The organism is Clostridium tagluense (assembly GCF_003865095.1).
Lineage (GTDB): Bacteria > Bacillota > Clostridia > Clostridiales > Clostridiaceae > Clostridium_AD > Clostridium_AD tagluense.
Map to the genome: position 1 here is coordinate 18,801 of NZ_BHYK01000002.1, position 16,207 is coordinate 35,007.

The following is a 16,207-nucleotide window of genomic DNA, read 5'->3' on the forward strand; positions in this document are numbered from 1 at the left end:
CTATCATATGAACCGAGGAGGTAACTTTTATGGATTATAAAAAACTTGATGCTAAGGATATAGAGTTTTTAGTTTCAATATTAGATAAAGATAGAGTGTTTATAGGTGATGCAATAAATGATGATTTCAGCCACGATGAACTGGGTGGAATAAGCAAAATGCCAGAGGTATTAGTTGAAGTTCTGACTACAGATGAAGTATCAAAGATTATGAAATATGCATATGAAAACATGATTCCTGTTGTAGCAAGAGGCTCAGGAACAGGACTTGTTGGAGCATCAGTTCCAATTTTCGGTGGGATTATGATAAATATGTCCCGAATGAATAAAATACTTGAAATTGATGAGGAAAACTTAACATTAACGCTTGAACCTGGGGTACTTTTAATGGAGATAAGTAAATATGTTGAAGAGTTTGATTTATTTTATCCACCAGATCCAGGTGAAAAGTCCGCTACTATTGCTGGTAACATAAGTACAAATGCAGGTGGAATGAGAGCTGTTAAGTACGGAGTTACTAGAGATTATATAAGAGGACTTGAAGTAGTTCTCCCAAGCGGAGAAATACTTAATGTGGGAGGGAAAGTAGTTAAAAATTCTACTGGCTATAGTATAAAAGACTTAATTTGTGGGTCTGAAGGAACACTAGGAATAGTTACAAAAGCTATACTAAAGCTTATACCACTACCTAAAAAAGCGGTATCACTTTTAGTACCTTTCCCAAATTTAGATATGGCAATAGGCACAGTTCCAAAGATAGTTAAATCAAAGTCTGCGCCAACTGCTATAGAATTTATGCAAAGAGAAGTTATTATAGCTGCTGAAGAGTTCCTCGGGAAAAAATTCCCTGATAATTCCTCAGATGCATACCTTTTATTAACTTTTGATGGTAATAGCATAGAAGATATAGAAAAAGCTTATGAGAAGGTAGCTAATATTTGTCTTGAGGAAGGTGCTCTTGATGTATTTATAACGGATACAGATGAAAGAAAAGAAGCTGTTTGGTCTGCAAGGGGAGCATTTCTTGAAGCTGTTAAAGCAACAACAACTGATATGGATGAATGTGATGTTGTTGTTCCAAGAAATAAGGTTGCTGAGTTTATTAAGTATACTAATGAACTTCAAAAGCAATTTAATATAAGAATAAGAAGCTTTGGACATGCAGGTGATGGTAATTTACATGTGTATGTATTAAAGGATGAGCTCTCAGATAGTGAATGGGAAAAGAAGATTGCTGAAGTATTTGAAGCAATGTATAAAAAATCAAGAGAATTAGAGGGCCTAGTATCTGGAGAACATGGAATTGGTTTTGCTAAGAAAGAATATATGCTAGAACAACTTGGACCTGTATATGTAAATCTTATGAAAAATATAAAATTCGCATTTGATCCTAAAAACATATTAAATCCAGGAAAAGTTTGTCAATAAAAAAGGCTGGTAGTGATACCTCTACTTAGGATTAATTACGTACTACAGAGCAAATTTTTTTACAATGTAGGGGGAATATAAATGACTAAAATTAAAATACCATATTCAAAACAGTTTTTAGAAATTGAAATACCAGACAATAATTTGGTAGCAATATTAGAATCAAAAGCTCATGCATACAAAGTTGAACAAACTCAGCAGGAAATTGTAAGTAAGGCACTTGATAATCCTATTGGAAGTGCAAAACTAGAAGACTTAGTTAAATCTGTGAAAAATTTAGTATTAATAACTAGTGATCACACAAGACCTGTACCAAGTAAAGTAACAATGCCGATACTTCTTTCCAGAATCAGAAGTGCAAACCCTAAAATTAAAATAACAATATTAATTGCTACTGGTTTTCACAGACCTACCACAAGGCAGGAAATGATCGATAAGTTTGGAGCTGAAATTGTAGAGAATGAGGTTATAATAAATCATGTATCAGAGGATTATAACAGCGTTGTTCGCGTTGGAACGCTTCCTTCTGGTGGCGAACTATGGCTAAATAAAATAGCAATGGAAGCAGAACTTTTAATTTCAGAAGGCTTTATAGAGCCACACTTCTTTGCAGGATTTTCCGGAGGACGTAAGAGTGTTCTTCCCGGAGTGGCATCAGCAAAGACAGTTATGGCAAATCATTGCTCAGAATTTATAGCAAGTGAATATGCACGGTCCGGAGTTATTGTAAATAATCCAATTCATAGGGATATGATTTATGCTGCAAAGCAAGCAAAACTGGCCTTCATATTAAATGTTGTTATTGATAGTAATAAGAAGGTTATAAATGCATTTGCGGGAGATAGTGAGCTTGCCCACATTGATGGATGTAAATTTGTAATGGAACTTGCATCTGTGAAAGCTGTTAAAGCAGATATTGTGGTATCCACTAATGGAGGATATCCTCTTGATCAAAATATATATCAATCTGTAAAAGGTATGACAGCAGCCGAGGCAACTTGCAGAGAGGGTGGAGTTATAATCATGGTGTCTGCTTGTAATGATGGACATGGTGGACAGTCCTTCTATGACAATATAGCAAATGCAAGTGGCCCAAGGGCCGTCCTTGATAGGGTGCTTAAAGTAGGAAGAAATGATACGGTGCCAGATCAATGGGAATTTCAAATTCTTGCCCGTATACTTGACACGCATACTGTGATTCTTGTTACAGATATGTGCGACCCTGAAATGATAGTGAAAATGCATATGAAGCATGCAGCTACATTTGAAGAAGCACTCCAAATGGCTTTTGAGATAAAAGGAAAAAATGCAAAAATAACAGTAATACCAGATGGAGTTTCGGTTGTTGTAAAATAAAAAAGTGCCATTCTATATAACAAAGAGAAAACTTCAGTGGGAGATTTATACTCCTACTGAAGTTTTCTCTTTGTTATCTCACTTTCTTTATCTCAACTTTTCTTAAAAGTGTTATAATTATTATGATTTGTAAAAGTTCAGTACATAAATTTCCAATATTTTTATCAGAGAAGTATTGCAGTAGATTTTTCATGGATACCAAACATTAATGTGGAGGTGAATTTTTGAAGTTAATAGAATTAGAGAATATAGTATTTAAATCATCTTCTATTTTAATGAGAAGTGAGGGCGAGAAGTTTTTTAATAGTGGACTCGTTACTAGGATCAAAGGGAAAAAAATTGACAATATATATCATATTTATGGATGTGTGAGAAACAGTACTAAGACCAGTGAATTAAACACTCATATAGCAATAGACATATTAAAGAAAAAATTAGATGGAGTAAAATGTTCTTGTGAAGATTTCAAAGAAAGTTCTACTACGGGCTATTTATTTATGTGTAGCCATTTAACGGCTACAGCCTATAGCTTTTTTAGCAGGGCTACAAAAAACAATTCTGAGAAAAATCAAAATAATGGAATAACCCCAAAAGTAGAAACAAATGAAAAGCACAAAGAAAACAACCACAATAAGCAAGGTACTATTAGTAATAATAGAACTCATAGCACTATAAAATTAGCTCGCAGGGTTTCAAAAGGTCCTACTTATTATGAAGTGCAACATGCAATAGGCAAGGAGAAAACAGTGCTTGACCCTGAAGATTTAAGAGCTTTTTTAGAAGGTGTTAGTGATAAAAAAGTCAAGTTTAATTATGACAGCTTTGAGTTTGAAGCTCCAATCTTAAATAGTGATTTACCATTAACCTTTACATTAAAGATAAGAAAGGAATATTTTGTTTTAACAACCCATAAGCAGTTTCCAGTGTCTTTAAATGATAAGAATAATGTATATTTATTTAATTGGAAGCTTTATCTACCATCAGCAAATCAAATTGCAAAGTATATGATTCTATGCGAAAAATTAAAAAGAAATGGTGAAATCATATACCGAAGGGATATAGAAAATTATAACAAACTTATTTCCTTCTTAGGTAGTATTTCAAGTGATATTAATATTAATGAAGAGGTAAAAACCTTTGCAGCAAATTTCATAAAACCTGAATTTCACATATATGAAATGGAAAACAGTATTTATTGCGATATAAGTGTGATTTATGGCAATGAGAAAATCAACATATTAAAGGGAAATAATCCTGCGGATAAAATTTTGCGTGACTTTAAAAAAGAAGGCAAAATTCTTATGGAACTAGAGAAATATAGATTTATAAAAAGAAATGATAAGTTACTTTTTATAGGTGGAGATGAAGAATTATTTGATATCTTAAGTAAAAGTGAAAATAATCTACATTGCCTAGGAAATGTTACCTTTGGAAAAGGGCTTAAGCAAAGAAGAATATTGGATTCAAGATTTATTAAAGCCGAAATTAAGGAAATGGAAGGCTGCTATGATTTTTCTTATGCTATTCATGACATTGAAAATAGGGAATTAAATAGTGTGATTGCATCTTTTAAGCAAAAGAATAGATTTTACAAAACTGTGAATAATAATTTTTTAGACTTTGAAGATGCAGGAGTTAAGTATTTTCTTGATTTAGTAATAGTATTAAATAAAAAGGAAAACATAAAAGAGGGTTTAATACAAATAGAAAAAAATAAGGCATTATATTTAAATGAAAAAATAAAAAACAAGAACCTTCAATTTATTAAAGGTATTGAGCTGTTAGAGAATATAGAAAATATTTTATCAGACATAAATAACTTGGATATAAGGGTGCCAGAGAATCTAAAAGCTACACTTAGAGAATACCAAATTAATGGTTTTAAATGGCTTAAAAGCTTAAGTACCTTAGGTTTTGGAGGAATACTCGCGGATGAAATGGGACTTGGTAAAACTATTCAAACCATAGCTTTCCTTTTATCGGAAGAAAACAAGAAATCTATTATAATTAGTCCCACATCTCTTGTTTATAATTGGAAGGCAGAGCTAGAAAAATTTGCGCCTAGTTTAAAGGTTGGCATTGTACATGGAGAAAAAAGTGAAAGACATAAATTAATTCATAATTTACTAGATTATGATGTAATATTGACAACCTATGGAACTTTAAGAATGGACATAGAGCAATATGAAGATATTATTTTTGATGCTTGTATTATAGATGAAGCTCAAAATATAAAAAACCATCTAGCCCAAAACACAAGAATCATTAAAGAAGTTAAAGCCAAGGTTAGGTTTGCTTTAACAGGCACTCCTATGGAAAATAATTTAACAGAACTCTGGTCTATATTTGATTTTATAATGCCGGATTATTTATATTCCAAAGAAATTTTTGAATCGAAATTTGTCATAGGAAGACAAGGGGATTTAGAAGAACTTAAATTGTTAATTAAGCCTTTTCTCTTAAGAAGAACAAAGGGTGAAGTAATGAAAGAATTGCCAGATAAAATAGAAAAGAAATTTATAGTTGAGATGACAACAGCTCAAAAGGCTGTATATAAATCTTATATTAAAGCAGTCAGGGAAAAAATGAAAAATAACAGTGATGGCAGGATAGAGGTTTTTTCTTATTTAACTAGGCTAAGACAAATTTGCTTAGACCCATCACTTGTAATAGATGAATACAAAGGTGGAAGTGGGAAACTAAAAGTCGCAACAGAACTTATTGAAAAACATATAGATTCACAGGGGAAGGTACTACTATTTTCTCAATTTACCTCTGCACTTAAAAATATAGGAGAGAATTTAAAGAGAAAAGGAATTCCATACCTTTATTTAGATGGAAAAACAAAACCCAAGGATAGAATTAAATTGGTAGATGAATTTAATAACAGTAGTGATACATTAGTATTTTTAATCTCACTAAAAGCAGGAGGAACAGGCCTGAACTTAGCCTCCGCAAATCTGGTTATTCATTTTGACCCTTGGTGGAATCCAGCAGTAGAGGATCAAGCAACTGATAGGGCCCATAGGATTGGCCAAAGAAATGTGGTAGAAGTAATTAAATTAGTTGCTAAGGGAACCATAGAAGAAAAAATCATTCTACTTCAAGAAAATAAAAAGGATTTAATAGACAGTGTAATTACAGGGGAACTTACTAGTAGTGATGTTCTAGGGAAGCTTACAAAGGAAGAATTGGTGGATCTTTTTAGATTTTAATGAAGTGCTGTAGTCATTAATTGACTTTCCTCAAAAATTAAACACAAACTTTATAAATATAAGCTTCGTGTATTTTCAATAAAAACACTGATACGTATGCATTTAAACAATATATGTTGTAAGCTGTAGCGCTAGTTAGTATAATATAATAAGATGCCACTTGCCATGTGGGTGGCGCGAATGGAGGAATAAAAAATGTACGTAGAATTTAATAATAAAATCGTAGTTAGCGAGGATATAAAAAATATAATTGAGAAAAATACAGAATTTAAAGTGCTTAAAGACATGAGCAAAGGGTCAAAAAGAGAGGATATATTAGCTTTTAATTTAAGTGTAGATATAAATACCTTAAATGACTTAATGGAAGAAGAAGTTGATTTAAATGAATTAACAGAAGATGATTTATTTGAGGAATACCTGTCTCTGGCAGAAGAAATTGCAATGGATATTGAAGAATACGTTCCAGAGGGTGCGATTATGGATATTAAATCTTATAAATGGGATAAATCAGATAATGCTATAAAATTAATTATAATTATAGCGCCGGAAGATCTTTATGAAGTTAAATTAAGAGATATTATGAAGAAACTTATAACGCAAGTGGAGTAAAATTGCAGACTAACTTTGAAATAACTAGGTTTTACAAGTAACCAATCCTTTGATTTGGTCTATATGCCACCCTTTTGCCACCCTTATTATTTTGGGTGGCAAATATATTTTCAAGAATATTTACAGTATCATTTTTCATTTTTAAGGTTACATGAGAATAAGCTTGCCCATAAGCATTTCTCTCCAAATTGATATCCTCACGTTTTTGCAGCAATGGCTCATCATCATGATCTCCGCAACTTCCAGTATTGATTTTTTTTATAATCTTCAAATAAGAACATATGATGATAATGTAATAAAACTAGCTTGAAAACAAGTTAGGTGTATGTGTCACTCAGTTAGGAGATTAAAGTATAAAAAGGTTGTAGCAGAGAGAAAGTGTTCCCAATTAAATAATTATTATGCACGTATTTAGACAAGCCCTCATAATATATATTATAACAAAATAGGAGCAAACGTAATAATAGGCGCGATGATAGATTTAATAATAACGATTGGTGTCCTGGTTGTTCTAATCAAAGCTTTTGCAATAGCTTTAATGATGATGATGATGAAGATGATGATCGGTTTGATAATATTAACGGTTGTAATAGGCATAACCGTTGCAATAGGCGCAATAGGTGTGACCGTTGTAATAGATTTAGGTAGACAAGCCATTAAACCACTGGGAACAAATTATGAACTAACTTTAAATTTAATAATACTATAAAAGACACTTGAAAGGGTGTCTTTTATGCTAAAGAATAGGGACTATTAAAAAGGGTAGCAAACTTATCGTATGCCACCCTTTTGCCACTTGCCAAGTGGGTGGCACTATTTTTTTTATTTAGCATATTATTATATATATGAAAATATTTATGTTATATAATAATAAAACGCTATATGCAAAATAGGAGGATTTTATGATATATTTTGATAATGCTGCCACTAGTTTTCCAAAGCCCGTGGAAGTTTATGACCAAGTATTAAGGTGCATGGAGAATTATGCTGCAAATCCTGGCAGAAGTTCTCATGATATGGCAATTGAGGCTTCAGCTAAAATTATGGATACAAGACAAGAGCTTAGTGAACTTTTCAACATTCCTAATATGTTTAACATTGTTTTTACAAGTAATGCTACTGAATCCCTGAATATAGGAATAAAAGGAATATTAAAGCCAGGGGATCATGTTATTAGCACAGTAATTGAGCACAACTCAGTTCTGAGACCATTAAATTATCTAAGTGAGAAAGGAATAACATTTACGCTTCTTCCTGTAGATGAAAATGGATATTTGAATATTAATAATCTTAAAAATGAGATCCGTAGAAATACCAAAGTAATAATAGTAAACCATACTTCCAATGTACTAGGAACGGTTCAAGATATAAGAGCAATAGGTGAACTTGCCAAAAAATCAGGAATAATTTTCATGGTTGACGCTTCGCAGAGTGCGGGAGTTATATCTATAGATGTATCACAAGATAATATTGATTTATTAGCTTTTCCAGGACATAAAGGATTATATGGTCCCCAAGGAACAGGAGGGTTATATATAAGAGAAGGATTAGAAGTGTATTCGTTTAAGCAAGGGGGAACGGGAAGTGAGTCCTTTTCTATGAAGCAACCTGACTTTTTACCTGATAGATTCGAAAGTGGAACCTTAAATACGCCAGGAATAGCAGGACTATGCGCGGGGATAAGGTTTATTAGAAAAATAGGAATAGAAAATATAAGAAAACATGAAATAATGCTCGTAGAATATTTAGTAAAAGAATTAAGTAAATTGCCTTATGTTAAAATTTATGGAGGAACTGATTATAAAAATAGAGGAGCAGTAGTTTCTTTAAATCTTGACAATATAGATAGCTCGGAAGTAGGAGAGTTATTAAATAAGAAAGGGATAGCGGTGAGAACAGGGTTTCACTGCGCACCTTTAATACATGAAATAATTGGTACGAATCGCAAAGGCACAGTTAGAATAAGTCCAGGGTATTTTAATAATTTAGAAGATATCGAAAAACTTATTGAAGCTTTAAAAGATATAGGTGAAAAAAAGTCTCTTTAAAAGAGGCTTTTTTTTATGTACATTTATAAATTAGAAAATTTAAGTACATATTTTTGCCTCTCATAGGGGTTATTTTTGAAATATAAAAACCTTTCACCAACATGTGAATATAATGATAGAAGGAAGAGGTATTCAATAAATGGACAATTTAATATTTATTGAAATTCTAAGTGAAATACTTTTCTTATTTGTAGTAAATAGGAGTTGAAGCTCATGAAATTTAAGTACCTTGTAGTTTTAGTTTCTAATAATCATTCAACATTATTATATAAAAATCTGCTCCGTAAGGGGTGTGAAATTGATTTAATATCAGCCCCCAGTAATATTTCAAGAGGATGTGCTAAAGCTATTAGATTTAATGAAAGTGATACAGCTATTGTAGTACAGGAAATAAAAAATAATAAAATAATTGTTAAAGGAATTTATAGAATAGTAAATGAAAATAATAGCATTAGTTATGTACCAGTTTAGTATATTTTATAAACTTAAAGGGCTTAGCAATATGCCCTTTAAGTTGTCTTTGTTTTAAGACCTAAAACTATCCCATTCACTGTTTTCTTATACTGATATAATAGATGCAAAATCAGGTATAACTGAAACTATATTAACGTGTTTAATAAAATCTTCAGAGTGTATTTTCCAAGTATGTTCTTCTAAATTTTTATGTCTCATTAGAACATAGTTGTATTTATCACTAGAAAAAATTTTAAATCCTGATTCATGACAATTTTCAAGGAATAATTTGTCTTCTCCAAAAGTTATATTTTGAAATTTAACACTATTAAAAACTTCCTTCTTAGCTGTAATAGTGCCACCAGCGACTGCGAAAACATATCTATACTCCCAATTTCTGCACATAATCCCTAAAGTATTCTTATCCTCAAAATATACAAAGTAAGTTAACTTGCCTGTTATATCGGCATCAGTATATTTAAATACATTCATAGTATCTTCTAAATAGTCAGAGCCATAATAATCATCATCATCCATTTTAGAAATGTAATCATATTTTGATTTTTCAACTCCGAAATTCAAACATTCACCAAGGGTACAAGTTTCATCTAATTGAAATATTTTAACATGATTAAACTTTGTAGCTTTAAGCTTACATTCATTTAAACTAATTTTATTATTATTTATAATTAATAGTAACTCTTTTTCAGGGTAATTAGACCTTTCATAGTTTATAAAAATATTATGGATATAATTAGGCTTGTTGGTACATGCGATTATAGATACCCCAGGCTTAGAATCTTGTTTTAGTTTTTCTCTAAACTGTGCAATTAATATCTTTTCTCTATTGAATTCTTCGATCATAATTTACCTCCACAATTAAATCAAAAAAAATTAACGGGTTAGTATAGATTATTCCTATATACAATTATTGTTAATTATTTGTGTATCTAATTACAGAAATAAAAAATAAGTACATTATTCCATATACATAAATATAATAAATATTAAATGGATAAATTGTGGGAGGGGTATTAATTTTGATAGATTATATTAATGAATTATATGAAATTGATGATGAAAGTAACGTAGATATTTCAATAATTATTCCCTGTAAAAATGAGGTTAACAATATAAAATGGACAATAGATTCATTACTGGAGTCTAAAAATCATCTTAAGTGTGAAATTATAGTAGTAGATGATGGTTCAACAGATGGAAGTACAGAATTTCTAAAATCTTATATAAATGAAGAAAAATATAGAGATATTGTTTTAATTATGACTAATAATATAGGAGCTGCAGCAGCCAGAAATATGGGGGCAAAAGTTGCTAAAGGAAAATACTTATTTTTCTTTGATGCCCATGTAAAAGTGCCTGATATGTGGGCAGATAATTTAATTTATACTTTAGAAAAGGCTAAAGCTTCACTCGTGGCACCATGTATTGCAGATATTACCAATATATCATTAGCAGGTTATGGACAGACGTGGAATGATGAATTTAAAATTACTTGGTTTTCGAAAAAACCAAAGGAGGGAGATGAGATTCCACTAGCGGGTGGTGCAGCACTTGGAATAACCAGAGAGGCATTTGATAAAATAGGTGGATTTGATCATCTTTTTCAGGTATGGGGTAGGGAGGATGAAGAGATATGCCTTAAAGCATGGCTCTATGGATATAGAATGGTTATCAATCCTGATGTAATAGTAGAACATCTTTTCAGAAAAAGTCACCCATATAAAGTAACTGTTGCAAATGTTACCTATAATACTATATGTCTTGCTTGCTCACATTTTAAAATGGAGAGACTTAAAAAGGTTATTGATGTAGCGAGAAGGGATTATTATTTTTTTAATGCAGCAGGTGAGATAGATAGAAATTCAGGTTTAATAGTAAGTCAGAGAAATAAATACGCAATAGAACGAGTATATGATGATGAGTATTTCTTTGAAAAATTTAATATTTTATTTTAATATTTAATCATGGAAGCCTATAATATTACAGCACCACAGGTGATGATTTAAGAATATCACTTAAAGAAGGATATCCTCACATTTGTGAGGATATCCTTAAATATAATCTTAATTATCTGCAGCATGGAGAACAGCTTGGTGATGGTGGACATATTGTTGGGCAAACTGGTGTTGGACATGGTGTGTTAGGGCAAGAAGGAGTAGGATATACGTCTGGTAGTCTAAAGGAACCAATGAATTTTACAACAGTATTGTCACAAGAATTACCAGCTACTGTAGAACAATCTTCACATTGCTCTTGAGAAGCATTTATAGTAGCAACAAGACTACTAGCAGGTATAAATCTAGGTTGTGTTTCACTTATTGTTGGTGGACATTGTTGATAACTTACAATATTATTTATACATAGTGATCCTTCACAGCATATAGGACCATTAAGAGTTTCTGTGCAAAGGCCACCAGTACATTGTTCACCTACAGCATTGCCTGTAAAGGCTCTATATTGAATGCATCCAACTACCCTTAAAGGATATAATGCTATGCAAAAATCAGGGCAGCCTGCTCCAGGTGAGCAGACAACATTACAAGGACAAGGATCTGTAAAACAGAACAAGCCACTGTTATATTGCACCGTTGTAAGAGTATTGTTAACATTTACAGTAAAACCTTTTGAAATGGATGTTTTACAGCAAAAATCTATTGTCTTTACACAGTCTGAACAGTCAGGAGTACATGTAGGAATAGCTTTAAATCCAGCCTTAGTAGCATTGAATCCATTTGATTCCATAAGCTCTTTAAGAGTCTCTTCAGTTAATGTAGTTGCTATCTGTTTTTCTGATAGACTTTCCATTTCTAGCATTATGTCCTTAATTTCTTTTTTTGTAGTACATTCTTTCACAATACTTACCTCCCCTTTAAACAAATATAAATATTTCTAATCTTATATCTACACTACCATAATATGAAGTGGCATAGAATGTGTGCTAATTTATGAAAAAAAATTAAAGTTATAATTAGTAATATGGTTAGCATATTTTATATAAAGAATAATTTAAAAGAAGGGATAAACTAATGTTTTTGCCTGAAAAGACTTTTTATGTTTTAAAACAATCAGACTATACTACATGGAATTTTACATATGATAAAAACAAGGGAATTTTATATAGAATATTAAAAGAAGATAAAGAATCTAATTATAATGAGCTAGAAAAAGAAAGCAGCGGAAATTTTTCTGTGTTATTGCTTCCTAATGATGATATATATTTCTTATATGAAGATTTAAAGGGAAACATAAAGCTCCGAATTTTAAAGGGTAATAAATGGAGTGAGGATATAGTTATTCTTAAAAAGACTACTGAAATATATGACATCTCTTTTAAGGCTATATTTAATAAAAATGAAATTTATTTATTTTATAATGTACTAAATAAAAGAACTAAAATTAGAACATTATTTAATCAAGTAGTAGATGAAAACTTTAATCTAGCATCACCTAAAATAATAGATAAAAGCAGTGATAAATATAATCATTCTTTCACTATTGTTGAAGATGACAATAACAAGCTGTTAATTATGTATGAAAGATTACAAAAGGACTATAAACTTGGATATAAGATTTTAAATACTGAATTAGATAGCTGGTCAGATTTTCATATAATAGATGAAAGTGATAATCCATTTATAGATTATTCACTATTGTCAATTAACAATACTATACATTCTTTATATATAAAAAAGGAAAAGGATAAAAATGTCTTAATTTATTCACAGAATGGAGCCATTAGAGAAGGTCACAATAGATTATTTGAGGGCTCGGATATAAAATCTTGTTCTTTTTTTGCCATAGAAGGTCATTTATATTGTTCATGGATAAATAATACTGAAATTTATAACTGTTTCACAAAAGACAAGGGGAAAACCTTTAGCTTCCCATATTACATTGAATTATTAGCTTCATTGGATGTTATAAAATCAATATATAAGTCTAATTTAACTAGAACTATAAGGAATTTAATTATTAATGAAATGTATGTAATGGATGATGATGAGGTGGAAGTTTTAATAATTCCAAATGAGTATAATACTTTAGATAGTGGTACGGCTAATAAAGATGAAATTTATAAAGAATGTGACCAATGTTTATTAGAGGCTAAATCTTATTTAAATGTTGCTTATAATAAAATGCTTATATATGAAAAACAATTGAGACAGAAAGATGAGTTAATTACTCTATTTAATAATAGTATACAAGAATATGCTATTAGAATTCAAATATATGAAAATAAATTGAAAGATATAAATACACAATGTATAAAATTTCAAGAGGATAAAAATTTATTAAATGAAAATATAGACTATCTTCAAGAGAGTTTAATAAGTAAAGAAAAGAAAATTAATGAATTAGAAAAGGCTAGTATGGAGCAAGAAAAAGAAGTATTAATTTTTAAAGAGCATGTTGAGGAAAAAGAAAAGCAAATTATAAAATTACAAGAGAAAAACTCCCAGCAAGATAGGGTTAATATGGAAAATGAAAGTAAAATTTTCTCCTTTATTGAAGAAGTTGAAGTTTTAAAAAGTAAGTTGGATGATTTAAACTCAAAATTAACTATATCTAACTCAAAAATTAATGAATCCTTCTTAAAACGAATATTTAATAATAGATAGCAATCTAACTAGAAATATTATGATATATGAATAAGTTTAAACATTTATTAAAGATTACTGCATTAAATTAATGTAGTAATCTTTTTTATTTATGTAACAAAAGCAGGTAGAAGATTAATATAATATATTGAACTTTAAAACTATGTATAAATAGGAATTGATATATAGTTATAGGTTTAATTACAAAATTTTGTATAAAGAGGCGTGGTATTTATGAAAGGTATAATTCTAGCAGGGGGAACGGGCTCAAGACTTTCTTCTTTAGTAAAAGCAACAAATAAGCACTTACTTCCTGTGGGAAAATATCCAATGATATATTATTTAATTGCTAAAATGAAACAAGCAGATATTACTGATATTATGATTATTTCAGGAAAAGAGCATATGGGCGCTATAGTAAATTTATTAGGTAGTGGATATGAATATGGAGTTAAATATACCTTTAGGATTCAAGACCAACCAGGAGGAATAGCAGAAGCATTGGGATTATGTGAGGAGTTTGTAGGAAAAGATAGTTGCATCGTTCTACTTGGAGACAATATATTTGAAGATGATATATACGAATATGCAAAAAACTTTGAAAAAAGGTGGGAAGGTGCAGAAGTATTGTTAAAAAAAGTAGCAGATCCTGAAAGATATGGGATAGCAGAAATTGAGAACGGTAGAATAATTTCAATAGAGGAAAAACCTAAGAATCCTAAAGGCAATTACTGTGTTACTGGGATATATATGTATGACAATAGAGTGTTTGATGTTATTAAAGAATTAAAACCATCTAACAGAGGAGAACTTGAAATCACAGATGTGAATAATTGGTATATAAAAGAGGGTTCTCTTACCTACGATATTATGAAGGGTTGGTGGACAGATGCTGGGACATTTAGTTCTTTGATGAATGCTAATATATTAGCTAAAGATATAGATTTAGATTATATATTGAGTAGAGATTTCAAGGTAGAGGATAAATAATATAAATATAATTTTTGTTTGTGAAAAATCAAGATTAACTGTAAATTAAAAAAATTAATGACATTTCAAAATCAAAGTCCCTTACTTCTATAGGTAGGGGACACATAATATAACAAAGATAAAATATAAATAGCTTTTGTAGCATCTAAGATGATTTAACTAATATTAACAGAAAGCTAAGGAGTGATTGCAATCTATGACTTTTTATATAATACATCCATTAAGAATAATCTTTAGGTTGGAGGAACAGTATGATTACAAGTATAGTAGTTTTAACTTACAATAAACTTAAATATATAAAACTTTGTATTGAAAGCATAAGAAAATATACGGATAAAAATAATTATGAAATTATTGTAGTAGATAACCATTCTACTGATGGAACCGTTGATTGGCTAAATAATCAGCGAGACATAAAAACAATACTTAATGAAGAAAATGTTGGTTTTCCAAAAGGGTGTAATCAAGGAATAAATATTGCTGATGGAGATAATATTCTACTTTTAAATAACGATGTGGTGGTTACTCCAAATTGGCTTATGAATTTAAATAAGTGCTTATATAGCTTCGAAGATATAGGTGCAGTTGGAGCAGTTGCTAATAGGTGTCCTTATTATCAGCAAATAAGTGTAGAATATAATACCCTAGAAGAAATGATATGTTTTGCAGAAAAATATAATATCTCTGATGAAAATAAATGGGAGGAACGGTTAAAGTTAATTGGGTTTTGTATAGCTATTAAAAGAGAAGTGATAGAAAAAATTGGGCTACTTGATGAAGAATTTACTCCAGGAAATTTTGAGGATGACGATTATTCTTTAAGAATAAGAAAAGCTAAATATAGATTAATGCTTTGCAGGGATACCTTTATACATCATTATGGTAATGTTACCTTTGGTGAAAATCCATATGAGTATTCTAAAATTCTAAAAATAAATCAAAAAAAGTTTGAAAAAAAGTGGGGATTTAGTTGGGAAAATTGTAAATCTATAAATTATGAAATAATTAAATTAATTAATAGACCTAAGACAGAAGAATTTAACGTATTAGAAATTGGTTGTGGCTGTGGTGCAAATTTACTAGAAATAAAAAATATTTTTAAAAATGCTAATGTATATGGTATAGAATCAAATAAAAATGCTGGAGAAATAGCGAAAACCTTTGCAAAGGTTATTATTGGAAACATTGATAATTGTGAATTAGCTTATGAAGATAGATTTTTTGATTATATGATTTTTTCAAGTATAGAAGTAGATTTAAATGAATCCTTTAAAATTCCAATATTTATAAAAAAACATCTAAAAGGTGATGGGCTAATATTAATAAATAATATTAATACTAAGTTTACCCAATTATAAAATTTAACTATTTAATATTTTTGATTATATGGAGGTACACTTTTAAATTGATTGAATATAATAAATGCGAGAACATTTTTCTTCTTACGAATATGAAGATAGGATAATTAAGGGTAGGAGAAAGAAGGAGGT

At 30.1% G+C, this 16,207-nt stretch carries 14 protein-coding genes; 11 read left to right on the forward strand and 3 right to left on the reverse strand.

Going from position 1 to position 16,207, the window contains the following annotated elements; translation table 11 throughout:
* Positions 1-29: 29 nt before the first annotated feature.
* From Ctaglu_RS01630 to Ctaglu_RS01645, 4 genes are all read left to right on the forward strand, one after another.
* Positions 30-1,427 (forward strand): FAD-binding oxidoreductase, encoded by a 1,398-nt coding sequence (locus tag Ctaglu_RS01630; protein ID WP_124997409.1) that lies wholly within the window; start codon positions 30-32, stop codon positions 1,425-1,427.
* An 81-nt stretch (positions 1,428-1,508) separates the two neighbouring features.
* On the forward strand, positions 1,509-2,783 hold the full coding sequence (gene larA / locus Ctaglu_RS01635) for a nickel-dependent lactate racemase (RefSeq protein WP_124997411.1): 1,275 nt from the start codon (positions 1,509-1,511) through the stop codon (positions 2,781-2,783).
* Positions 2,784-3,007: 224 nt separating this feature from the next.
* Positions 3,008-5,998: a DEAD/DEAH box helicase gene (locus Ctaglu_RS01640; RefSeq protein ID WP_124997413.1), complete on the forward strand. Its 2,991-nt coding sequence runs from the start codon at positions 3,008-3,010 to the stop codon at positions 5,996-5,998.
* A gap of 195 nt (positions 5,999-6,193) precedes the next feature.
* Positions 6,194-6,607: a hypothetical protein gene (locus Ctaglu_RS01645; RefSeq protein WP_124997415.1), complete on the forward strand. Its 414-nt coding sequence runs from the start codon at positions 6,194-6,196 to the stop codon at positions 6,605-6,607.
* Positions 6,608-6,638: 31 nt separating this feature from the next.
* Here Ctaglu_RS01645 and Ctaglu_RS01650 read toward each other — a convergent pair whose 3' ends face one another.
* Positions 6,639-6,878 carry a hypothetical protein gene (locus tag Ctaglu_RS01650; protein WP_124997417.1) on the reverse strand — a complete coding sequence of 80 codons (240 nt, stop codon included), beginning with the start codon at positions 6,876-6,878 and terminating at the stop codon, positions 6,639-6,641.
* Between the two features lie 285 nt (positions 6,879-7,163).
* Here Ctaglu_RS01650 and Ctaglu_RS24975 point away from each other — a divergent pair, with 285 nt between their 5' ends.
* The 3 genes from Ctaglu_RS24975 to Ctaglu_RS01660 all read left to right on the forward strand — a co-directional run bounded on the left by Ctaglu_RS24975 (position 7,164) and on the right by Ctaglu_RS01660 (position 9,126).
* A complete protein-coding gene (locus Ctaglu_RS24975; RefSeq protein ID WP_207669435.1) occupies positions 7,164-7,316 on the forward strand; it encodes a hypothetical protein in 153 nt (50 codons plus the stop codon).
* A gap of 193 nt (positions 7,317-7,509) precedes the next feature.
* Entirely contained in the window at positions 7,510-8,655 is a 1,146-nt protein-coding gene (locus Ctaglu_RS01655; RefSeq protein ID WP_124997419.1) for an aminotransferase class V-fold PLP-dependent enzyme, read from the forward strand.
* 213 nt (positions 8,656-8,868) lie between these two features.
* The gene (locus Ctaglu_RS01660) at positions 8,869-9,126 is read left to right on the forward strand and encodes a putative Se/S carrier protein (protein ID WP_124997421.1); all 258 of its coding nucleotides are present in this window, start codon (positions 8,869-8,871) and stop codon (positions 9,124-9,126) included.
* Positions 9,127-9,213: 87 nt separating this feature from the next.
* Here the strand turns inward: Ctaglu_RS01660 and Ctaglu_RS01665 are convergent, their stop codons facing one another.
* Positions 9,214-9,972, reverse strand: coding sequence for a glycosyltransferase family 2 protein (locus tag Ctaglu_RS01665; RefSeq protein WP_124997423.1), 759 nt, complete (start codon positions 9,970-9,972; stop codon positions 9,214-9,216).
* 176 nt (positions 9,973-10,148) lie between these two features.
* Between Ctaglu_RS01665 and Ctaglu_RS01670 the strand changes: the two genes are divergently transcribed.
* The gene (locus Ctaglu_RS01670; RefSeq protein ID WP_185732564.1) at positions 10,149-11,084 is read left to right on the forward strand and encodes a glycosyltransferase family 2 protein; all 936 of its coding nucleotides are present in this window, start codon (positions 10,149-10,151) and stop codon (positions 11,082-11,084) included.
* A 112-nt stretch (positions 11,085-11,196) separates the two neighbouring features.
* Here the strand turns inward: Ctaglu_RS01670 and Ctaglu_RS01675 are convergent, their stop codons facing one another.
* Complete coding sequence (locus tag Ctaglu_RS01675; protein ID WP_124997427.1) at positions 11,197-11,982, reverse strand: hypothetical protein; 786 nt, start codon at positions 11,980-11,982, stop codon at positions 11,197-11,199.
* A gap of 173 nt (positions 11,983-12,155) precedes the next feature.
* On the opposite strand from Ctaglu_RS01675, the gene Ctaglu_RS01680 reads away from it, so the two are divergent.
* From Ctaglu_RS01680 to Ctaglu_RS01690, 3 genes are all read left to right on the forward strand, one after another.
* On the forward strand, positions 12,156-13,748 hold the full coding sequence (locus Ctaglu_RS01680; RefSeq protein WP_124997429.1) for a hypothetical protein: 1,593 nt from the start codon (positions 12,156-12,158) through the stop codon (positions 13,746-13,748).
* Between the two features lie 213 nt (positions 13,749-13,961).
* Positions 13,962-14,717 carry a sugar phosphate nucleotidyltransferase gene (locus Ctaglu_RS01685; RefSeq protein WP_124997431.1) on the forward strand — a complete coding sequence of 252 codons (756 nt, stop codon included), beginning with the start codon at positions 13,962-13,964 and terminating at the stop codon, positions 14,715-14,717.
* Positions 14,718-14,968: 251 nt separating this feature from the next.
* Positions 14,969-16,075, forward strand: a complete 1,107-nt coding sequence (locus Ctaglu_RS01690) for a glycosyltransferase (RefSeq protein WP_124997433.1) — start codon at positions 14,969-14,971, stop codon at positions 16,073-16,075.
* The last annotated feature ends 132 nt before the right edge of the window (positions 16,076-16,207 follow it).